We start from the raw sequence: 23436 nt of genomic DNA, 5'->3' as shown, positions 1-23436 counted from the left end.
ATACAATATAAGGGTTTATTTAGAGGATACAGCGCGATTATATCGCTCTAACGCCTGCTGTTGAATCTCAATCGCACGATCAATCTGTAATGACTTGATTTGCTCGACATACGTATCGAATGCATCCAACGGCTCAATGCCAAAAATGATTTTAAGCGACATCTCGTCCACCACTTTGTTCACTTCCTGCATGATGACTGACATCTCCGTGCTTTCTTTCTCGGTTTTAGGCAGAGTAGGTACCTGATGGAGAACAGCATCCGTACTGGACCATAACTGCACCGCCTCTTTCTGTTCCGGCAAAATATAATATTGCTCCATATATCGCGTATCCTGCACAAATGGACCGAAATAACTCGCTCTGGTGTACATCGCAAGCGCTTGCGCCGGCGACCACTTATCAGGGTTTTTCAAAATAGTTTCCGTATACGTCGGATACCCATCCTTCATCTCAAAACTGACACCTTCAATACCAAAGTTGAACAGTAAATGTCCCTCAGGCCCATACCCGTAGTCCAACATCCGTGCTGCTTCTTCTACATGATGACTGTTGCTGGATATGGCGACTCCACTGGAACCGATCGCGGGAGCAAGTTGACCAAATTTCGGGCGATCTCCTTGGTTCATGACAGGATATGGCGCTGGCACAAGCTTTGCATGGGGATCCGTCTCCTGCAAGATGGGTAGCCATGTACCAATCCCCGCCCCTGCATTCCAGATACTCGCGCCGCTGCGTCCTGTGGTCATGTTTGTATCCTGAGTCTCCGAATCGACGGCAGCTAGATTCTTGTCAATGAGTCCCTCCGCATACCATTCACGAAATAAGGATAGGAACGCCTTATATTCAGGTTCTTGTGCCCCAAACTTAATTTGGCCATCTTCCACGTAGAACCCCTTTTTAATGCCAAAAGCGCCAATAAAACCTCCACCTTCGATACCAAATAACGGATTCGGAACACCTAGAAAAGTAAGCGGGGCGTCAGCTCCCTTTTTGTCCTTAAATGCCTGAAGCATCGTATGCCATTCGTCAATCGTTGTTGGCACATCAAGTCCAAGTTCATCCAGCCAGTCCTTCCGGATAATCGGCCCTTGATAGGTTCGCAGCTTATCATCTCCCTGAATAAAAGGAAACGCGTAATAACTTCCGTTCGCTGTGCGAATCTGCATATCAATGTCTGGATGCTCCGTCAGGTACTGCTTCAGATGAGGTGCGTATTGATCAATAACATCGTTTAATCTCAGAATATATCCGTCTTTGATCGCTTTCTCCGGCCCACCGGGATAATTGCTCCACTCGTATTCAATCATATCTGGCAGTTCTCCGGACGTAAGCAGCACATTAATCGCTTCTTTGGCCTGATTGGCGGGAGGCCGGATGAATTGAAGGTTGACTCCGGTTCTCCGCTGCCACTCCTGAAAAAAAGGAACTTCATTGAAGCTGGATTTTATGCTCGCTGCATTGCCATTCAATTCTGCCCAGTAGGTTAATTTTCCAGCGTCATTGGGTGAAGCAATTGAGACGGTCTGGTACTCTGATGAGCCGGAACGTTCATCCAGCTTGGCATCCGAATCTGTCCCGTTCTGATCGCAAGCAGTCAGCATGCCAAGCAGTAGGATGAATCCTGTCAACTTTGTTATGAATGCCAACGTTCTCTTTACGTTCATGTTCCGGTCTCCTTTCAAATCAATCAACTGATTTCTTTATATTTACCGGGCGTAATACCCTCGTATTTCTTGAACACTCGGATGAAAGTTGCTGCATCGTTATACCCGACCATTCGGGATATTTCTGTAATGGATTCCTGTTTATGCTCAATCATTTCTTTAGCCTGTCGGATACGGCACTTATGAATGCAGTCCAGCAGACCCTCACCTGTCTGATTCTTGAAGAGTTTGGACAAGTAACTGCCCTTCAGCTCAAAATGCTCACCAATGGCGTTGACGTTCAAATTCACGTCTGTATAGTTATTCTCAATATACTGCGTGACTTGGGTACTGAGATGACGCAGGGAATCCTCACGTTCTTGTGATACATTCGTTGCGCGTTTGTCAGCGGCATAGGAACATACCTCCTCAAGCAAGTTCTGCAATGCCTCCTGCATCTCCTGAATGGTATCCCCAGCAATAATGTCCTCAATCCGATGCGGGTATTGGGTTAGCGTATGGTTATCCCTGTCCCCCAGATCATTGATAGCCTTGATCATTGTACCTACCAGGTTAAAAATCAGGCAACGTGCAAGTGTGAGCGACATAATCGGTTTATCAAAATTTCGCTCTGTAATCTCGTTCATATAAGCGCTGGCTTGGTCGGTATCTCCCGCTTTGATGAAATTAAGAAGCTGCTGTTCCACCTGAAGCGGATAGTAGTAGCCAAACGGGTCATCCGCCATCGCATCGCTGCGGACATCGCCATAGGTAATGATACCTTTTTTGCCAAGCACCATTTTGTATTCCATCGCGTCTACAGCTTCCTGGTATGCTTCGGCGATACCAATCCACGACGTATGGCGTCCACTGATGGAGATCGTCAATTCCATATCATAACGTTCCAGGAATCGCTGCGCTTCTGCCGCAATGTGATGAAGATCCTGGTTCCAATCCGAAGAATCCGCTTTCATATTTACAAGGCAGACCATCATATCATCAACTTCAGCCACATATCCGACGTGCTGACGCTCTGAAGCCAGTTCTTCAACCACATTGGAAATAATGAGATGGATTAGCTTGTTTCGTTCGTTGATATCAATACCTGGCAGCTTTCCATAGAGATTCTCTTCATTCTCGATAACAAATAGGATAACAGCAAATTCACTTGAATACAGCGGCATATGGAATGAACGGAATGCATCTTCATAAGGCACAAGCGTATCCTGTTTGCCTTTGAGAAGCCGATTAATCATATTGGAGCGCAGCACCTGCTGATGTTTCTGCAACTGCTGGGCAATCTCATTCTTTTCTGAACGTGTGTTCATGATGACCTTCTGTATAAACCGAAGTTCGTTCCGATCAGCAGGTTCGTTCTGACTATTTTTGTCTTTTAGTGATTCCACGAGCTGTTGGATTGGGGAGTAATTCCGGCGCATGAAGAACCAGGTCAGTACACCCGCGCTAATGAGACTCACTACGATGCTGATATACGTAAAATTGCGGACATACACTGCCTTTTCCCAATATAGGCTGCTGGGAATAATCAATGCGTACTTGAGATCGGATACCGCAGAGTCCATGTAGAACATCTCCGACTTGCCTACCTTGGCGTTATCCAATTGAACCTGATTGCCATTCATGAATGGCTTCAATTCCTCTGACCCCGGATGATTGCTCATCAGAATCTCGTTATTCTGGTTCAGAATCAGCAGCGTGGCATCACTAAAACCCGAAATGCTCTCAATTGCTTCCTGGAATCTTCGCGTATCCGCCATGACGACAACCGTACCGGTCTCCTGACCATTCAAATCATCAGGCAGACGTGTAATGTACGCAATGGAAGACTCCGCCGGAGCTGCATTCTGATGTGGCAGTATAACGAATTGATTCGTCTCTGTACCCAGAATCTGATCCCGCCACGCCTCGAAAGACATTGCACCTGTGTTATGTATGGTATGAAATGCCGTTCGCATATCCCGAATATTACCTGAACGGAGAATGGATTGATCTTTTTTCCACACGACGTAGAATTCATCGATGGATGCGTAGGATGTTTTATAGAGACGGAGTTCCTTTACCAGTTGGTAAGCCGTGTACGGCGCCTCTTTGGCAGGCTGATTGGAATACATCAGCGTTTGCAGATTCGGGCTCCACGTCATCTCCATGTTTAACCGCTTCATCAGATCAACTTGTGTATCGATCGTATATCGCATCTGCTTCAATAAAGAATCGTTGGCCCGATGTATTTCACTCTTCAATGTCTCATTTGCTTGCATGTAAATAACCAAACTGATCAGAATCGGCACAATCAAAACAGCACTGTAAGAGACAAGCCAGGTCACAATTATGCTTTCTCGTTTTTGCCACAAATATCGAATGTTTAGCAACAACTCATCACCCAACTCTTCGTAGATTATCTATGTTTGGATCAGGAATTTATTATAACGGTAAGAGCGCGATTGGGATATAGATAAAAAGTTCAATTCGATTGACAAAAAGGGTAGCCACCACCGATTTCCCCCGTCAAATCAAGCACAAATAGCCCGAATAGACTAATTTCGTCTATCGGGCATTCGGTATCAATTCGGTATCAAGTTGAGAATGTTTTTTTAATATTTTTAGAAATTTTTTAGAAAATGCGGTGCTTCCAACCGTTTAATTTGGCACTCGCCTCGACGTAGAAATAGTCACCGTAAATGAGTGAGACGTTTACGTTCTGACCTGCTGGTTTATGACCGGTTCCCTCGAGAAGCATACCTTCGTGCTCAGGAAGATCCCAGGTTCCATAATGATCCCGCAGGGAACTCAGGATACGTTTGGCAACGGTAGCATAGAGTCGGCCCTCCGGATCAGGAAGTACATCTGCAAGCTCAAGCAATCCGGAAGCAGCAATGGCACCAGCGGAGCTGTCTCGTGGAACCTCCTCCCCTTCTTCGGACTCAGCACGGAAATCCCAATGCGGAACGCTATCCTCAGGCAGGCTGGAAATGAAGAAGTTTGCCACACGCTCTGCAGCATCCAGATATGACGGGTCCTCTGTATATCGATACGTATTCGTTAATCCATATAAAGCCCAAGCAGCTCCACGACTCCATGCCGAATCCGGCGCCGCTCCCTGTCCCCCTATCGCTTCTGCCCGTTTACCTGTTTCGGGATCAAATCGAATGATATGATGCACAGAACCATCTTCCCGCACAAATTGCTTCATGACCATATCCGCATGAGCTTTGGCGATATGGCTGAAACGCGGATCTCCACTCTCCTCAGACGCCCAGAAGAGCAACGACAGGTTCATCATGGTATCGATGATCGACCAGCCCAGCATGTCACCATTCCAAGCCCGGATGAAGCTACCTTTGGTATTAAAGCGGCCAGCCAGGAAGTTGGCGGCAAATAAGGCACGCCTTGCGGCATCAGCATCTCCGGTGAGTTTGTATTTGATGACGGCCGTAGGCAGGAAATGAAAGCCCACGTCGTGATCAAAGTAGTTATTTTCGAGAAACTGTTCCGATAGCCGTTCATCCCAGTTCCATGCAGCCTCTTTATATTTCTCATCACCCGTCATATCGTACACAATCCATAACATACCCGGCCAGAATCCCGAGGTCCACCAATCGATTCTCATGTCGTCATAGATGCCATTTGCTCCAGCGACATGCGGAGACTTTTCACCTATGGCTGCAAGCATCTGATCGGCTTTACTTTTAATCTGATCCCACACGTCTTTGTTCACTTCATTTAATACGCTCATGTAACCTCATACCTCCTTACCGTTATTAAATTCTCTGGATTAACCTTTCAATGAACCAACCATGACACCTTTCACGAAAAAGCGCTGCAAAAACGGATAGATGCAAAGGATTGGTATCGTCGCTACCATAATCGTCGCATACTTGATGGTTTCCCCGATCTGGAAGCGATCTCCAGCCGATGCACCGGCCGACATGCTCTCCGTGGAATTGGCGATCAGAATCTCACGCAGCACCAATTGCAATGGGAACAGTTCTCGACTTTTGATAAATACAGACGCATAGAACCATCCGTTCCACTTATCGACTGCGTAATACAGAATCATCACGGCAATGACTGGCATGGACAACGGAATAATGATCCGGAACAAAATGGTGAAGTGATTCGCTCCATCAATCTTGGCCGACTCTTCCAGGCTGTCCGGTATGCCCATAAATGACGTTCGCATGATGATCAGGTTAAATGTGCTGATGGCAAAAGGCAGAATGGTCGACCACAATGTATCTAACAGGCCAACGCCTTTTACAACCAGGTAAAGTGGAATCAACCCGCCGCCAAAGAACATCGTGAACACGATAAAGAACATGAACACCTTGTTCCACATCACGTTTTTACGGGATAGCACGTACGCACCAAGCGCAGTCATGAACAGGTTGACGATAACGCCGAACACAAGAATAAACAATGTATTGCGGAAACCTGTGGCTATACCTGGATTGGCAAGCACGCTCTTGTAAGCTTCCAGACTAAAGCCGACCGGCTTCCACAAGAGACCTTTGTTTGCTAACAGCTGCGCCGAATCACTTAAGGACGCAAATAACACGTAGAGCAGCGGATACAATGTTACGATGACGAGCAGGATTAGAAACGTATAATTGAAGATCGTAAAGATTCGGTCAAACCAACCGCTTTCCTTAATCAAAGTTACCACCTCACCATAAGCTGTTTTGACTCACTCTGCGGCTGATATAGTTCGCCGAAATCAGAAGAACGAGATTGATCACCGAGTTAAATAGACCGACTGCCGAGCTGTAACTCCATCCGAACTCCAACAATCCCTTTCGATATACGAAGGAGGAGATTACGTCAGCTGTTTCATAGGTCACCGGATTATAAAGGAGAATGATTTTCTCGAACCCGACATTCAGCATATTACCCATCCGGAGAATGAACATGATCGTAATAATAGGCAGCAATCCGGGTAGCGTAATGTGAAACATTTGCTTGAGACGGCTCGCTCCGTCTATCTTCGCCGCTTCATACTGCTCCAGGTCGATGCTCATCAACGCAGCGATATAGATAATGGATTCCCAACCGATCCGCTGCCATATTTCAGACAGGACATAGATCGGACGGAACAGCTCCGGCTTTTGCAGCATCGCCTGACCGTCATATCCAAGCATCATGATAAGGCGATTGATTAAACCATCCGCGTTCGTGAAGTCCGTAATAATACCGCATATGACGACGAGAGAGATGAAATAAGGCATATACGTTATCGTCTGAACGACCCGCTTGAACGTGCGCTTGCGTACTTCATTGATGAGCAGCGCCAGAATAATCGGTGCGGGGAATTCAAAGACCAGCGTGTACAAACTGATAAGAAGGGTGTTCTTCAGAACACGCAAGAAATAATAACTGTTGAAAAACTCTTCAAAGTGTTTCAGCCCAACCCAATCACTCCCCAAAATGCCCTTCATCGGAGAATAATCTTTAAAGGCAATAATTGCACCGTACATCGGACCGTAATGAAATATTAAATAATATCCAATAACGGGAATCATCATGATATATAAATACTTGTTCATCATGAAGTCCCGCACGAACCGGCTTCTAAAGGATTGACGATTGCTCATGATGTACCTTTTCACCTCTTTTCAATCGGGAGGGCTAGTGCCCTCCCCTTTTACAATTACCGGTTGTTGTAGCGTTCGAGTGCTGCTGTTTGGATTTCAATAGCTCGATCCAGATGTAACGATTTCATTTTCGCGACATAGCTCTCGAATTGATCCACTGGTTCGTTACCCAGAATGATTTTGATGGTCATCTCATCGACGAGCGTGTTGATATCATTCATGATGGTCGCATATTCGGAGCTTTCTTCAGGTGTAGGTGTGATTGAAGGCAGATTATATTTGGCGGCCTGTGTATTCTTCCATACATCAATGGCATCGCGCTGAGTCTGTAATGCAAAGAACTGCTCGGCATAACGTTTGTCTTGAACAAACGGACCGTTATAGCTGCTGCGGGCATATAGTGAAATCGCTTGTGCAGGAGCGAGTTTATCCGGATTCTTCAGCAGCAAGTCCGTGAATTTCGGATAATCGCCTTCCATGTTATAGCTGACACCCTCTTCACCGAAGTTGAAGAACATGTGCCCTTCCTCACTGTAACCATAATCCAGCATGCGAACGGCAAGTTCCGGGTCCTTGGCTGCCGTCGTGATGGCAACCGTACCTTCCGAGGCATAACCTTGATTAAGCTGGCCGAATTTAGGAATATCCCCTTTGTTAAGTACCGGATATGGTGCAGCGACCAGAACGGCATCCGGATCATTTGCTTCTACGAGCGGCTGCCATTTGCCGATACCTCCGCCTGCGTTACCAACACTAGCGCCAGTAGCACCCGAAGCGAGGTTACCGTCAACGGATTTGGTATCCGCAGTCGAGATGTTTTTATCAATCAAACCTTCTTTGTACCATTCCTGGAATAACGTCAGGTATTCTTTGAAACCTTCTTCCGCAGGACCAAATTTTATCTGTCCGTCTTCCTGATAGAATCCACGGTTTACACCGAAGGCGCCCAGGAAAGCACCATTACCGGAATCGTTAAAGAATCGTGGCTTACTTACAACAGAGAACGGAGCGGCTGCGCCTTTCTTCTCTTTGAAAGCTCTCAGGGTTGTTGTCCACTCATCAATCGTTTCCGGAACTGGCAGTCCCAGATCATCCAGCCAATCCTTACGAATGATTGGACCCTGGAAGACACGCAGGTACTCATCTCCCCGAATGAACGGGAATACATAGTAGCTGCCACTGTCCGTTTTGACCATCTTGTCGATGTCCGGATTGTCCTGCAGGTATTTCTTCAGATTCGGAGCATACTGGTCAATCAGATCGTTCAGTTTGAGGATGTAACCATCATTGATGGCTTTCTCCGGTCCACCGGGGAAATCTCCGATGAAATTGTACTCCAGCATGTCTGGCAAATCCCCGGATGCCAGCATCACGTTAAAAGATTCTCTGACCTGACCTGTCGGTGGTGCCGTGAATTTGAGTGGCACACCGGTTTTTTCCTGCCATTTTTGAAAGAATGGAATTTCGCTGTGCGAATTTTTGACCCCGATCAAGTTTCCGTTAATTTCACCCCAGTACGTAAGCGTCTTATCCGTTTGAATCGGATAGGTTGTTGCTTCCGTTGATCCGCTTGGTGTCCCTTTTTCAGCTTCGCCCGTTTTACTGTCTCCGGACGAACACCCCAGGATCGTTGTACCTAATAACAGGATCATCAAACTCGTAGATAACACTTTTCTTCTCATGGACCTTATCCTCCACCTTTTGGAAATGTCTGTGCTCTACCTCAGAGTAAGGGAGAGCGCATTGTAGCGATATTCGCAAAAGATGAAATGACATGTTGATTTCGTCAGAACCAAATGATCATTTAGCCAAAACGATAGACGAATTCTCTATATAATTATCTGCAATGCCTTGAATTTGCAGTGTTGGCGCGGGTTTGTGACTGTACTTATGGCAGCACAAAAAAACAGACCATGAACAAGGTTCATCGTCTGTAACGTGGATGAATATGAGTGGATTGGAACATAAACAATATTTGTGCCGGGGATTACCTTCGCATTTTTAGTCCCAAACAACTTCGGTACCTGCGATAAAATCATGTATTGCACGTTTGTCTTCTCGTACAGCAACCATGATGACACTCGCAATGAAACCAATGCCAAATGTGATTCCATATACCAGTCCTGCAACAACAACTCGCATGAGCATGGTTCCAATTCCAGGGGGCTCATGTGTATCGTATTTTCGAATTCGAATTCCGCAAATACGTTTTCCTATCGTTCGGCCACTCCATAATACAGGTAATAAAATGGAATATAATCCACTCAGTAGTTTAGCTAAAGGCTCGTCATTATCAAAATTTCCAGTCAGTACACCTACAATAATGGCTAAAGGGATTGAAACGATAATTCCATCTAACAAGTTTGCTCCTAATCTAACCCAAAAACCTGCTTCTCTCAAATGAATGCCTCCTTTCATATGGATTTAGTTGAATGTATGTAGACACATATCCATGTAGTATAACAGAAAAATATTCCATTAAGTTCTTAATCATCCTATTCAAGGAATCGAGAAAGGCTCCTCAACTTTTGTTGAGAAGCCTTTTCATGGCGAACCTTTTAACTTTTAAATCTTTTGTTATATTTCTATTCAGCGTTACTTCTGTCCTTCCAAAATCAGGTTACCCAAACGATCCATGAGTTCCATCCGTCCCATAGCCGTATAAGAATAATTGTAGTTATCTACGCTGGAGATTTTATAAATCTTCCCATCCTTGACGGCATTCATGTTATTCCACACCTTGCTGTCTTCCATCTTGTTCTCGCTATTCTCCATCAGCACCAGCTGGTCCGGATTGACGGAGATTAGCGCCTCTATACTAATCTGTTTGCCTCCCCAGCCTTCGGGCTCAGGAATACCTTCTGTACGTTTTAGGCCCCACTCGCCGTACAACATCTCTGCCGCACCTTTATTCGAATAGATCACCAGATTGTTAGGATAGGTTTCGATGACCGCAAAAGATTCACCGTTCACAGCCGATTCGAGTTTTTGCTTCCACTCAGCCGACTTTGCATCATATTTAGCCAGGAACTCATCCTTTTTGGTTTCTTCTCCGAACGTATCTGCTAGGAACGTCAGACGTTCTCTCCAATCATAATACGAGTATGGCAAAACAATTGTCGGTGCAATCAAGGATAAGGTTTCATACTGATCTGTATTAAAATCCTTTCCCAGAATGATCAGATCCGGGTTAGATGCAGTCACCGCTTCTATACTGAATTTGCTGCCCAACCACCCCAGAACCAAGGTACTTGCATCCAACTTGTCTTTAAGGGGTGGAGTGATCTGATCCTGCTGCCCATAATCGGCGCTGGTTGTTGCGACAGACGTTTTGCCAACGATCAATAATTCCTCTGTTGAGCCGGACAGATCCACAATCCGCTCCGGATTAAGGGGGATTGTGACTTCTTCTCCATTTGGATTGGTGATGACTTTCGTTGTCGCTTGCGTCGTTCCCTCTGACGAACTAACCTCCTGACTGCTTGTCTGTTCAGTTCCGCAAGCCGCAAGCATCAGCATGGAGCATAATGCAATCCATATATGAATTCGTTTTAACATTTGAACTATTCTCCTCTCCAATTCTACACATTTACTTTTACTTGCCATCCCTCGGCATCATGCTGTAATTGCCACAGACGCGAATAGATACCTGATGTTAGCAATAATTGCTCATGCGTTCCTTGTTCCACAAGCTGGCCCTGATCCAGGACAAGGATCTGATCCGCATTTTGGATCGTTTTCAAACGATGAGCGATTAGAATTACCGTTTTGTTCGCGACCAGCTCATTAATCGCTTGCTGAACTGCGGCTTCATTTTCTGGATCAAGTGATGCCGTAGCTTCGTCCAGCAATACGATGGATGCATTTTTCAACAACGCACGTGCAATCGATATACGCTGTTTTTCCCCACCAGATAACGTCGAGCCTCCTTCTCCCACTAACGTGTCATATCCTTGAGGCAGACTTGCGATAAACTCATGACAGCAAGCCCGGCGTGCTGCTTCTTCGATCTCTGCCTGGGTAGCCTCTTTCTTCCCTACACGTATGTTGTTACCAATCGTATCCTGGAACAGATACACGTCCTGGAAGACAACAGAAATATCCTCCAACAGTTTCTCCGGGTCCATACGGTTAATCGACTGCCCGCCAATGGTAATGGAACCAGACTGCACATCCCAGAAACGCGCAATGAGACGGGTAACCGTACTTTTACCACTGCCGGAAGGCCCTACAAGTGCAGTAATGGTGTGCGGAGGGATGGTAAACGACAAATTCTTCAGCACAGGCAGCTCATCATCATAACCAAAGGTTACGCGGTCAAACGAAATCGCCTGATTAGGTTGTACGCTTCCTGTTCCTGTCATCGGCGCCTCCTGCTGCACTTCCATAATGCGCCGTGCACTATATGCGGAGTACCGCATCTCGCCATAACTCATCAGCGCAACGGTCAGAGGTTCAAACACTTTGGTACCGACTAGCAAAAACAGCAGAAATATCGGCAATGTCAATTCCTCGCCAGCAAGCAAATAACTCCCCGCCAAAATCATCCACGTCATGCCGGAACGCGCAAGCAACATCGCGCCCATAATCATCGGACCCATAATGCCTTCCAACCGAATGGATGCCGACTTCAACTCGTCAAAAGAACGACGCAGTCGTTCAAATCGTTCTCCGCCCATATTGTGGGCTTTGATCTCACGAATCCCCGTTAAATACTCTTGCAGCCGACTGGCCGCTTCGTTCTTGGCTCTCACATGATTCTCGCTTAAGCGAGCCTGAATGGAGTCTGTCATCCATAACAAGGCCACCCCCAGTGGAACAGCGATGAACATCGCCACTGCCATTCGCCAATCTACAAACAGCAGTCCAGCAAAAGCCAACACCGGCAGCACAATTGCGCTGATGAGCTGTGACAGATTGTGAGAGATCGTATGCTCTACCTGTCCATAATCACTCAGAATCAGATTGGTCAGATCTCCCGGGTCCCTTTTGCCGAAGAAACCCAATGACAGATGACGAATATGTTCAGCCAGCTTCAAACGTCCCGTTGCGGCGAGGCTGTATGCTGCCCGATAAGTTTTATCATAGAGAGAAGAGTAAGCCGCATATTCCACCAACAGCCATGCAAACAGAATGCAGCACACCACCCACATTCGCTGGATGTCCAGTCCTTTATCCGGTTCAGCGAAGGATTTGTATATCGTATTGAAAATATCAACGAGCAGCGCAGCCGGAACGATCTTGGCAATCCCGTCCAGAATGGCGGCTATGATGGAGGGAAGCAGACTGCGGGGGTTTCCACCCGATATATTGTATAAATAGTTCCTCATTGCTTCGCACCTCCAAGCTTCCACGAAGCTGCATGAATATGAGCCTGCCACATCTTCTCATACAAACCGTCTGCCTCGCGTAATTGATCATGTGTACCTCGCTCAACAATGGTACCCTGGCGAATGACCAGGATCTGTTCAGCTGACCGAATCGTTGTTAGACGATGAGCAATAATCAGGACCGTTTTCCCTTGAACCAGTTGGGCCAGTCCTTGCTGGATCTTATGTTCATTTTCTGCATCCGCATATGCTGTCGCTTCATCCAATACGAGAATGGGAGCATCCTTGAGTAAAGCTCTCGCAATGGCAATCCGTTGAGCTTCACCGCCAGACAGGTACGTACCGCCTTCTCCAATTTTGGTGTCATATCCCTCATCCAGCTTCTCAATAAACTCATGACAACAAGCTGTTCGAGCCGCAGCAATGACATCATCCCGCGATGCAGCTGTATTGCCCATGCGGATATTTTCCTCAATCGTATCGTAGAACAGATGTACGTCCTGGAATACAAACGAAACCGTCTCCATTAACTTCTCTGTCCCCATTTCCTGAATAGGAACCCCGCCAATTGTAATTTCGCCTTGCTGCACGTCCCAGAAACGCAGAAGCAGATTGGCAATGGTAGATTTTCCGCCACCCGAAGGTCCAACCAATGCGGTCATTTCTCCTGCTTTAGCTACAAAATCAACTTCTTGAAGTACAGGTTTGAACGCTTCGCTATCCTTTTGTTCATAAGCAAAGGATACCTGCCGAAAAACCACCTCATATGTATCGGGCACTTGCGGAGAGAGAGGTTCCTGTACAACCGACTCGGCAAATACAGCCTTGATTCGATTCTGACCTTCCACGATCTCACGCATGCCACTGCCCAGATACATCAGCTTCAAGAGTGGCGCGGACAAACTTGGTGTAATGATCAGAAATAGAATAAAGGTGATCGCGAATGACTGATTGCCTGCGTTTCCGCTGGAAAGTAAAATGCCGATCGGAACAATAAAGGTAACCAGCGAAATTATGATGATGAAAAACATGCCATACGACGTTTTACATAAATCGGTTATTCTCAACGAGATATCGCGATAACGAGTTACTGCCTGTTTAAAGGTAAGAAACGAGTCCGCTGTAATACCGAATACTTTTACCGCCGGCATTCCTCTTACGTATTCAACCCCTGTTGAGTTCATCTCTTCAATCGCATGCTGAAAATCACGATATGCCTGACGCCCCCGCTCATTTCGGAAGATTCTGCTTTGCAGCCAGAACCCGATAATCATGGGAACTAGCAAGACCAGTGCCATACGGTAATCTAGCCAGAACAAATAGCAAAGCAGCACCAGTGGAATGACAATCGCACTTACGAGATCGGGAAGCTGATGCGCTATAAACTTCTCTATTTTCTCAACGCTGACTTCAATGATTTTTTTCAGCTCACCTGTCGCAGTTCGAGTGTGATACCCCATCGGCACTTTTGCCACATGGTCGGCAAGCTTTACTCTGAGCTGGTACAGGATATTGAACGCAGCGATATGCGAGCACATGCCTCCAATATAAAGCGCAATAAGTCCGGCGATCAGCGCTCCAAAAGAGACGAATCCCCAATACATCAGCAAATCCCTGTCCAGGCCAGATGGCTCCCGAGCATGGATTAACAGTTCTTCGACGATTTTATACACTCCGATAAATGGAACTATTTGCAGCAGACTCGATAAAATCGAGAAGATACTTGCTGTAATCAGCAAACCTTTCCGCTCTTTGGTTACTTCCATTAAACCGGATACTTCAGATGTGGTGTTCATCCCGCTCCTCCTGACATTAATAATCATTCTCAATATCGCGCAGTGTTATATACGCCCAATTAATATCTCACAGCCCATTGATTAGCTACTACCTCAATACGGAGCAAAAATACCTCTATACGGATAATAAATGGATCATTCTGTTTTATTTCAAATGAAAATTCAGGCAAACATAAAAAGACCATATGGAACATATGGCCTCTTACCGATGAAGACTGGCTAACTTCGTTATGAATAATCCGGGGCAGAAAATTGATCTCTTTGAAAGATCCTAACCACCCTTATAGTTCTCATACTTTATTCGAAATTTCAATGTTCTCTGCTCGCACCTTATTCCTTTGCAAAACCCTATTTTCTACTATTGCGTAAATCACCCCCGCAAGAGCAAATAGCCAGATGGAAGTCGCTCGGTTCAGATAATACGACTCGATCATGTAGTCACTGAACATCTGCTCAAATACCCATGAACCTAATAACCCGCAACCAGCACTATATACAAACACCCTGGCAATAACAAAAGGAACATATTTACGCAGAAGCCATGAAATTGGACTTACAACTACAGTATAAAATGCGAATACATATGGACTAAAGGTGATAAAAATCAGTAGAAAAAATATGTGACCCGCATTCCGAAAACCATAATACTCGCTCGTTCCAATTTTGAACCCTTCCAGAAATTCAAGTGCGACCACAGCACTCAGCATCACGATAACAAACTCAATCCCTAAAACCAGAAAACGTTGAACCGCATTCAGCAACAATCCAAATCCCTCCCCTATCTAAACACCATTCGTAGGCATTAGGTTACGGGGTGACATGGATTGGTTACGGCTGCTCGTGAAAAGCTTTCCAGAATGAACCCTCTGTATTAATGATATCCTTGATCTGCGTAAAAGGAATTGTAAATGTCGGAAATCCCGCGACATAAGGAGCGATTTCATAAGGGCTAAAATATAGATGCAGTGCATCCGCTGTGACAAAAAAAGGCTGATCCGGGCTGATTCCCTCATACGTGTCCGGAAAAACATAAGAGTACTGCGGATCATTCTTGATCTGATCTCCTACGATTTTGCTAAGTACCTTCACATAATCACTGTTCGGTTTAAACAAATCCTTGAGTTCATACATCTGACCACTGCTCAGATTAATGATCGCATAGATCATCGTTGGCATGCCGTGTGCTGCACCAGCCGGGTAGTTATAACCCGTAAGTTTGAGTTGAAGCAATTGCTGTTGGTAGAACGTAATATCAAAATCCCCTGTATACGTGTAATCCAGCTTCTGATCCGCGGGGATTGGCTTCACTTGGGAAAGTGCCTTTAACTTGGCGTTTACTGCAAGCTGAACGGCTTGATCGGTTAACCCTTCCACCTGCGGATAATACACGAGGTAATCGGGGTTTGGCTTATATTTCTCTTCCCGTACACGATAAGGCGGGTGAAGAGGAACGATTGTATTTTGCCGCCAAATGATCTGCCCGTTTCGGTTTACATAGGATACGCGCTGGTCCACATACGCCTTAATCAGATCGGGAGCTACCAATTCAAGTGTGCCCGAGCCTTCAACACGGGGGTATCCCAATGCAGGTCGCCCATTTAGATCCAGAAAGAACGTTTGTGTTCCATTCGTGACTGAAGCCAGCCCTCCCTTGTAATTCGATACATCCGTATATACAAAATCGGAAAGTTTTCTACCAGTGACATCTGCAATTGCATAGACCGAACCTAAGAAAGACTGTTTGGGGTCAATCGCTTGCCCCAGGGCTAGCCGATGTTCTCCCAGATCTCGAATGTCATTATAGGCGGGTTGGATGGTAAATGTGCCCTGTGTGTTAATAACGCCATAGATGTAGTTGTAATCCTCCGCTGTATTCACAATAGCGTATCCACCACTGAACGGAAATGCCGAAGTGAAGCTCGGCTGAATTCGGATATGACCACTTTCGTCGATATAACCGTATTTACCCGATGTCTCTTTCTGAAAAGGAAGTAATCCGTTACCCAGAGGTCCTACGTAGGCATACGGATACGTCGCCAGCCGCTGACCATTTCGGTTAATTAACGCATATTCATTTTCTTTGATCTGCACAACGGCCTTGCCATCCTGAAAATCGTTCGCTGAAGTGAACTGAGCCCGAATGACCTCATTTCCAGAGGTGTCCAAATAACCGTAACGACTGACTTCCCCGCCTGCCTGACTGCTGTCTGAAAGGTAAAATAGCGCTCGACCGTCCTTCACATCGGCAATAAACGGATATGCCCGTTTGGTCAATACGGCGCCTTGTTCATCAATCATCTTGAACCCTTGGGAATCAATGACAATGGCCCGACCTTCTGAAAAAGGATTAATGGAATCGTATACAGGTCGAACGACAAATTGCCCGTTAAGATTGATGATGCCAGTCTTCCCGTCTTTTACGACGACAGCCAGGCCATTTCGTTGAAAGTCTTGGGCATCGTCAAGTATCGGTTCAAGACGAATACGACCTTGGGCGTCCATATAACCCCACCGGGTTCCAGTTGTTGTTCTAACTGATATCGGAAATAACCACGTCGTTTCACGCGGAACCTCTGTGCCTATGGCTTGCCTAATCTTCTTTTCCAGCTCAAGCAGAACTTCCCGTGAAGGGTAGGGGTCACTGAAACTTAGCGCTTTTTGGACCGAAACGAGTGCAGCAGGAAATAATCCGGCTTTATACTGAGCGTCCGCAAGATAATACCAATAGAAAATATAATCTGGATGTTGTTCTGCCAATTGTTCGTAATACTTTACTACCTTAGGAAAGTAATACGGATATACATCTGTTGCGGGAACCCATTTACCATTCTGCCAGCGGATGATCTCGACCCGATAAGCTTCACCTGTATCATGAATCCAGAGTGCAATCTCTACTTTGCCATCTCTGCCGTGGTGACCCGGCATATCGATGATTTCCGCATGGCTGTAATACAAATCTTCTGGCGCCTGATCTGTCAGTCCTGATTCTGTCCAATCGTATACAGCAAGCTTCGACCAGATCGCACCGACCTGCCAGCCAACAATGAGATTGTTCCGCGCCGTGGATGTCACAGATGCCGCTGTCAGCAAGGTAACACCATAACCCAGGCCTTTGGTCAAAGACATCTTGATCCAGTGACCCTGGTAAAATTTCAGAACAAGCAGCATTAATTCTCCGCCCTGCTCATATACAGCAGCAATCTCCGGCATTCCGTCTCCGGTTAAATCTGAAGCATAAATGGCCGGATGTTTGACCGGTTTATCAATGGTGACGACAGTCGCGTCAGCCGGGATATGTTGATTGACAATTTGCGTTAACAGAGGTTCGCTCATGGACATGCCTGTTTCCTCCTTAAGACAGCATTCGCCTAATGGTATGGGTATGCATCATAAGCGGGGATATGACATCTGAGCGAATATAACCGTTAACTTTGGAGGTTCAAAAACCTAATTTACTCAAATGAAATAAAAAGAATTGCAGAGGCTCATGCTTCTGCAATTCTTTATGTGTAAATCCGTTCAGGATGATTCCTGAGTGCTGAGCTGTACATACTGTGTGAGGCGGCAATAATGAAGCAACATAAGCTCCTCATCGCCGCTCCCCAAAGCGGTTTTTCGTCCCTCTTCGATCATGTGTTCCAATATTTCACGAAGGAAAGTCATTTGGAACCTCGAGGTCTTCACGATTAGCTGTTCCAATACTTCAATATCTTTCAGTGTGAATTGGGATAACCCTCGAAGCAACAGCTCTTCTGACCAGCTGCTGATCTTCTGCATCAACTGACTATAGTCTTCCAATTCTCCCCGTCCTTCCATAACCCGTATCCAGTTTCAGACTGATCACTATTGGACCCTTCAGGAAGCTGATCGGGTATATCCGTTGTTGCTCTATACGCACGAAAGCATAAAAGTTTTCGAGTGTTCCTGTTCCATAACCCGACTCCAACCTTTTGATCATGGTCTCCCATTCCGTTGAATAAGGAAGAGTCAGATCCAACGTCTCCCCATGGTCACTCTCCATCGTTAGAATAAAGTCCTGTGATTGCTTATCGAAGCGATGCTCTACAATCCGGGCAACCTTGATCATCGCCAGTCGTTCTTTCGGAACGGAAAACAACTCAAATGAGCGTGCATCCTCAGCGAGTACGGAGGGTATATCTTGCATGTACTTGCCCAGATTCACCTCTTCAACTCCTGTTCGGGGCAGTAACGTAAGTTTTGCACCTTCCCCGGAGGAGAGTCTATGCTCTTCATTTGCTTTGACCGAGCGAAACTGCACCTCTTCCCCGGCAAATTGACGAAAAGTCAGATTGGGCAGCCATGGAGTGAAGGAACCATAATGCTCTGTATATGAGAACTGATTATCTTCATAGTACACCGCCCGCACATCGCTGTACGTATAGATCTCCGCATCATCAAAGCAATAGAAATAATAAGTGATTCCACGGTAACCGGAGCGTGTCTCCCATGCATCAGCACCCAATCCATACAGATGCAGCTCTGGAACCGTATAGTATTTACTTCGGAAACTGCCAATGAGCTGACTTTGTTTGAATGCAGATACCTTCTCTTGTTCAAGCACCTGTAATGCAAGATACAACTTGCTTACCCGATCAAGCATCGATTGCATGGAAAACCGTACGTGTCGGTTAAAAAACAATTGCAGTTCCCCCTGAATCCCGCGTAAACTCCGCTCAACGTCAGGAAGATGACCACTATGGGCCGCAATCGCCAGTGTCTCCAATTGAGCCATATACGATTGTGGTAGACGAGCAAGTCCCGTCTTTAGCAGACCTGTCAGCATGGAACGACATTCCCGCACCGTTTGAAGTGAAAACGTGGCATCATGGACTCTTCCACTTATGGCTTCCGTATCATTCAAACCTTGTTGCATCCGATACCGTAATAATGCTTCAAGCTTGGCCATATTGCCGGCAGTTTGTTTTACTTTGCACAGGGCCTTAGCCAGACTAGCTTCTTCTGTAAACGAAACCTCTATTTCTTGTTTCACTAGACGCACCGTTAGAAGAGTATCTTCCAATACTTCAATCTGCTCCGGATATCTTAATCGGAACAGAACCTCCTCAATTAAGGAAGAGCTATACGACTTAATCAAAGGAGCAAGATCCGATTCCACCATCCAGCGGAAGCGGGACTCCGTTACCAGACCAGACTCAGGTTCCAACTCTGCTGATGACGATGCTTCACCCTGATTGAATGTATCTTCTATCTGATGTTCCTGTTGATAATATAAAATTGAAATCAGTATATGTTTGCAAATGTTGTCTGCCGGACAGGAGCACTCCCAATGATCCAGCGTATTTTCAAGTGTACAATGTGTACCATCACTCAACTGACAACCCACAGAGGCTTTGTTCCAAGTGTATTGCACAGTCACGCCATTATCCAACTCTTTCAGAGACCGTTTGTACAACCCTTTGTTGGCATGTCGAATCAAATAATCCTCTGTACACAGCTTCGAAAATATCCGGAATTTCTGTTCAAATCCACTCACGTGATCAACGTCCTGACGCTCTTAAAATATCATAGATCGTCTCACTGAACACACGACCTGCAATTTCACCCAAAGCAATGGACTTGTGATCGCTATAATAATAGTGTTTCTGACTGCCAGGTTTAAAGAAGTGCAGAGATTCCAGCGTGATATCTTCCAATCCTTCATAATATGAAATGCTGGTACCACTGAAGCGCAGTTCTGCGATAAGATCTCCATACTCTTTGTAAAATTCATGATACCAGCCGCCATCCTGCGCTGGACCTTTGATCCATCCGTATTTCTCCAGTGCTTTGGGGAATGCGGTAGGAGAGAAATCAGACTCCGGCAAGCGGTCATATTCAACCTTGTTTTTGTCTTCATCCTCAGGCACATGAATTTGACGATTCAGCTGCTCAAACGGCTGCTTGATCTCATAATCCTCCAGCTGCGTTTTCCATCCTTCGAGCGTAGATTGGTCCAGTTCGAGTGGATGAATCAATCCCACTAGAGATCCCGAAGGCAGCTCGTATTCATCCTCATCGACGGTATTAAACGTGCCATCCTCCATATAACGGAACGTGGTGACCAACTGACCATCTTCATATGTGCCCCATATCAGACCTACAGCAAATTTCCGCATAATTACATTCTGTACAAACAATGCTGCCCACTCCTCAGCAGACCACAGACGTTGTTTAGACAAAGATTCTTCCAGACGTTGCGCCTGGATGTTAACCATTGTTTTGAGATCCTTCTTCAATTGTGTGAAACGCGCCTTAGATTGTGCTGCAAGTTCAGCATCGTCTTTCTGTGCAGGAGCAGGTAGACTCTTCACAGATTTACCCGTTTCTTCATTTACAACAACGACTTGCAGATCTCCATTCACTTTAATCAGGAATGAACGCTCCCCGTAGCTCAGCTGCATCGTTCCATTCTTATCAAAACCAAGTGTGGTGACGAGTCGATCTTCCAGTTGTTCCGAGGTGAGTCCCAAATTTTCTGCTGCCAGCTGCAACGCTTCTTCAGCCGCACCCTTAACCTGGCGGTTCTTCACAGTGCGTTTAATCTTGTCAATCGCCATAAGAGCAGAAGGCTCCTTAAGATAGGCCAGTACTTTTACAGCATCAGCTGCAATGGCGCCTCGGCTGTTTTCTGTCCATTCCTTAATTTGGGGAGCCAATATATTCACAATTTGAGTATCGCCAAAGAGTGCCGAGAGGTACATTACCCACTTCTCCTTCGCAGAAGCACTCTCCTGTATCCACAACTGTAGCAGCTCGCTCGCAAACCTTGCGAGCGAGTCCTCGCTTACATACTCACGTAGTTCATTCAGTCTTTCGTTCGGCGCAGATGTATGATCTATTGATTGCACCAAGATATATTGCTTGATTCTATCATCTAATGGTTGATTGTCCTCTGAACGTATCAGAGAAGGAAGATCGTTCAAGGACAACCAGCTTAGTCTGGTCAGCTTTTTGGCATCTGCCTGATCTGCAAGCGCCGCATGAGCATACTCTGGACTTTGATCCGCGGTATCCAGCAGAATTTGAATCAGGTTCTTCCATTCGGCAGACTTCTCAACCTTCAGAAGCTCAAGATATATATCCTTGCTACGATCCAAACTGCGGATAGCGCTCAGAGCCATTTCTTTCACACCCGTTTTTTTCTCCGAACGGTATATTGCCGTATATAACTCCTGGTCAGGAATCCGATTGAATTCAGATAACGCCACTCCATTTGCCTTTTTGGATGTATCCTGCAATCCGGCACGAATCGCTTCAGCTACCTGTTTAGTCGATAGGTCGTGACGTTGTTCAAAGGTGATTTCCAAAATTAAGATGCGCGTGTCCGTGGGCAGTTTCTTGTACTGTCCCAGAGCAAAGTCCAGATTTTGCTGAATGATCCGGCGATATTCATCCTGAGGCATCGATTTGTACTTATAATCGGTCATACCGTTGAGAGAAATCAGACTGGACAGCAATTTCTCTTGTTTTACCTCTGGATCTTGGCCGTAAAGTTCCAACAGCTTCTCACCGCTAAACGCGTAAGATTGATACATATCAGAAACAATATCCAGTGTCCACTCGGGATACGTGGTTAGAATCACGAACCGACGCATCGCCTCCGAATTCAAAGGCAGGAAACTAATGCTGATCAAGTTGTGAACACGCCTTTTGTCACGATTCAGGTTATTAAACAGTCCTCGACTATTCGGATCTTCCCAGTATTCTTCAAAGGAGCTTTCACCGTTCAAATATCGTGCAATCGCAATTCCCTGTCTGCCTCCATCTAATGGATGTCGAAGCGCACTAAACACGGCTTGTTCAACCGTTTCATCCACATCTGGCACTGCGATTCCATGGTCCTCCAGCACTTTTTGAATACACAATTTAAGGAATGGGGGTTTTAATATGTGGTATGCACGAATCGCTTGTTGCGGATCATTCACAATCGTTGATTGCAGAAATTGCCATGGTATGGTGTACGATTCGAGTTCATTACGCAACATTTCGATGAGCTGATATGGCTCGTCCAGGGGCACCAGCCCTGACAGCAATTCGTTGGCATTTTTCGTTCTTGTATCCATACTTAACAAATAGCGCCGAACTTCAAGTGGATAGATCTCATGTAATTGGTTTATGGCTTCGAGCAAAATAAGACCGGTCTCACTATTGTTTTCAAGGAAACGTTGTTTGCCGCCACTGATGTTAACCAAATATAACAAAGCATTGCTCAAAAGGATCATCGTCTTGTCGAACTCACTGTAAGATAGTTGCTCCTTTTTGGAAAGAGAAGTATTCGAATAGTTCTCAGCTATAACCCGATTATGCTTCTCCCGGAGAAATTCATCATTTAATTCATATGCAGATTTGTTATGTTTTGTTTGAAAATTGCAAACCACCAGTGGCTCAATCAATGTACGCAATTCGTTCCGCAGCTTACTTGTATCATGGGTCATCACGTGTTGAAATAATGCAGGCAGAGATTGAGTGAACTGTTGTACCTGGGCAAGATGAGAAGGGCTATCATTGAGATCTGAATAGAGTCGAAGGAGTATCATTCCATTGATTACATCATGCAAATTCCCCTTCAGTCTGCTCTTTAATTCATCCAAAATTTCCTTCTCTCCAGCATAGCGATTGATTTTCTCCAAACGGGACAGCAAACCGCCCATCCGATCATTGGTTTTGCTCTTTCCACTCAGTCCATAAGCTTCCGAGTCGTTTCCAAGGCAGAGCGTAAAACCATCGGTTCTCCACGAATTTCTTCTGGAATAATTGGATTCCATATGAATTACAATGGCTCCCGCTCGAAAAAAGATGTGTCCGTCATCTTTTTTGGCAATTTTCATGAGTACTTCTATCGTCTGGTACGCATAATGGCTGGAACCTCCCATCATATCAGGAAACTTATCCGTCGTTCCCATCACATAATCAATGATTTCCGAACTCCGGTCCGTTTTCAACGAATATTCATTGGAACACACCTCTGCAAACTTCTCCACCAAAGCTTCTACTGCACGGTCTGCGGTTAACATTACACATTCCTCCTTGAATAAG

General features: G+C 45.8%; 15 protein-coding genes. All 15 read right to left on the bottom strand.

The annotated features are described in order from the left end of the window. Window positions 1-15: 15 nt before the first annotated feature. The 15 genes from BUA17_RS06350 to BUA17_RS06280 all read right to left on the bottom strand — a co-directional run bounded on the left by BUA17_RS06350 (window position 16) and on the right by BUA17_RS06280 (window position 23414). Window positions 16-1665 (bottom strand): extracellular solute-binding protein, encoded by a 1650-nt coding sequence (locus tag BUA17_RS06350; RefSeq protein ID WP_072732963.1) that lies wholly within the window; start codon window positions 1663-1665, stop codon window positions 16-18. Between the two features lie 23 nt (window positions 1666-1688). Next, on the bottom strand, window positions 1689-3989 hold the full coding sequence (locus BUA17_RS06345; RefSeq protein ID WP_244552082.1) for a helix-turn-helix domain-containing protein: 2301 nt from the start codon (window positions 3987-3989) through the stop codon (window positions 1689-1691). A gap of 287 nt (window positions 3990-4276) precedes the next feature. Next, window positions 4277-5398, bottom strand: coding sequence for a glycoside hydrolase family 88 protein (locus BUA17_RS06340; RefSeq protein ID WP_072732962.1), 1122 nt, complete (start codon window positions 5396-5398; stop codon window positions 4277-4279). A gap of 39 nt (window positions 5399-5437) precedes the next feature. Beyond that, entirely contained in the window at window positions 5438-6319 is an 882-nt protein-coding gene (locus tag BUA17_RS06335) for a carbohydrate ABC transporter permease (RefSeq protein ID WP_063563855.1), read from the bottom strand. Between the two features lie 10 nt (window positions 6320-6329). Next, a complete protein-coding gene (locus BUA17_RS06330) occupies window positions 6330-7253 on the bottom strand; it encodes an ABC transporter permease (RefSeq protein ID WP_072732961.1) in 924 nt (307 codons plus the stop codon). Between the two features lie 56 nt (window positions 7254-7309). Continuing rightward, window positions 7310-8935, bottom strand: coding sequence for a type 2 periplasmic-binding domain-containing protein (locus tag BUA17_RS06325; protein WP_072732960.1), 1626 nt, complete (start codon window positions 8933-8935; stop codon window positions 7310-7312). A 319-nt stretch (window positions 8936-9254) separates the two neighbouring features. Beyond that, a complete protein-coding gene (locus BUA17_RS06320) occupies window positions 9255-9659 on the bottom strand; it encodes an RDD family protein (protein WP_231952750.1) in 405 nt (134 codons plus the stop codon). Between the two features lie 189 nt (window positions 9660-9848). Next, complete coding sequence (locus BUA17_RS06315; protein ID WP_244552081.1) at window positions 9849-10811, bottom strand: ABC transporter substrate-binding protein; 963 nt, start codon at window positions 10809-10811, stop codon at window positions 9849-9851. Between the two features lie 23 nt (window positions 10812-10834). Next, the gene (locus BUA17_RS06310; RefSeq protein WP_072732959.1) at window positions 10835-12583 is read right to left on the bottom strand and encodes an ABC transporter ATP-binding protein; all 1749 of its coding nucleotides are present in this window, start codon (window positions 12581-12583) and stop codon (window positions 10835-10837) included. Next, window positions 12580-14379 (bottom strand): ABC transporter ATP-binding protein, encoded by a 1800-nt coding sequence (locus BUA17_RS06305; RefSeq protein WP_072732958.1) that lies wholly within the window; start codon window positions 14377-14379, stop codon window positions 12580-12582. Before BUA17_RS06305 ends, BUA17_RS06310 begins: the two co-directional genes overlap by 4 nt. 290 nt (window positions 14380-14669) lie before the next feature. Then, the gene (locus BUA17_RS06300; protein ID WP_072732957.1) at window positions 14670-15143 is read right to left on the bottom strand and encodes a hypothetical protein; all 474 of its coding nucleotides are present in this window, start codon (window positions 15141-15143) and stop codon (window positions 14670-14672) included. A gap of 64 nt (window positions 15144-15207) precedes the next feature. After that, window positions 15208-17718 (bottom strand): WG repeat-containing protein, encoded by a 2511-nt coding sequence (locus BUA17_RS06295; RefSeq protein ID WP_072732956.1) that lies wholly within the window; start codon window positions 17716-17718, stop codon window positions 15208-15210. A 180-nt stretch (window positions 17719-17898) separates the two neighbouring features. Beyond that, entirely contained in the window at window positions 17899-18177 is a 279-nt protein-coding gene (locus BUA17_RS06290) for a hypothetical protein (RefSeq protein WP_139295615.1), read from the bottom strand. After that, window positions 18164-19894, bottom strand: coding sequence for a hypothetical protein (locus BUA17_RS06285; protein ID WP_072732954.1), 1731 nt, complete (start codon window positions 19892-19894; stop codon window positions 18164-18166). The genes BUA17_RS06290 and BUA17_RS06285 overlap by 14 nt, the downstream gene beginning before the upstream one ends. A gap of 4 nt (window positions 19895-19898) precedes the next feature. Next, on the bottom strand, window positions 19899-23414 hold the full coding sequence (locus BUA17_RS06280) for a DUF4132 domain-containing protein (protein ID WP_072732953.1): 3516 nt from the start codon (window positions 23412-23414) through the stop codon (window positions 19899-19901). Window positions 23415-23436: the final 22 nt, after the last annotated feature.

Origin of the sequence: Paenibacillus sp. ov031, assembly GCF_900143165.1 — a bacterium.
Classification (GTDB): Bacteria; Bacillota; Bacilli; order Paenibacillales; family Paenibacillaceae; genus Paenibacillus; species Paenibacillus marchantiae.
The sequence above is the reverse complement of the archived record's forward strand: the minus strand, read 5'-3'. Positions and strand labels throughout refer to the sequence as shown.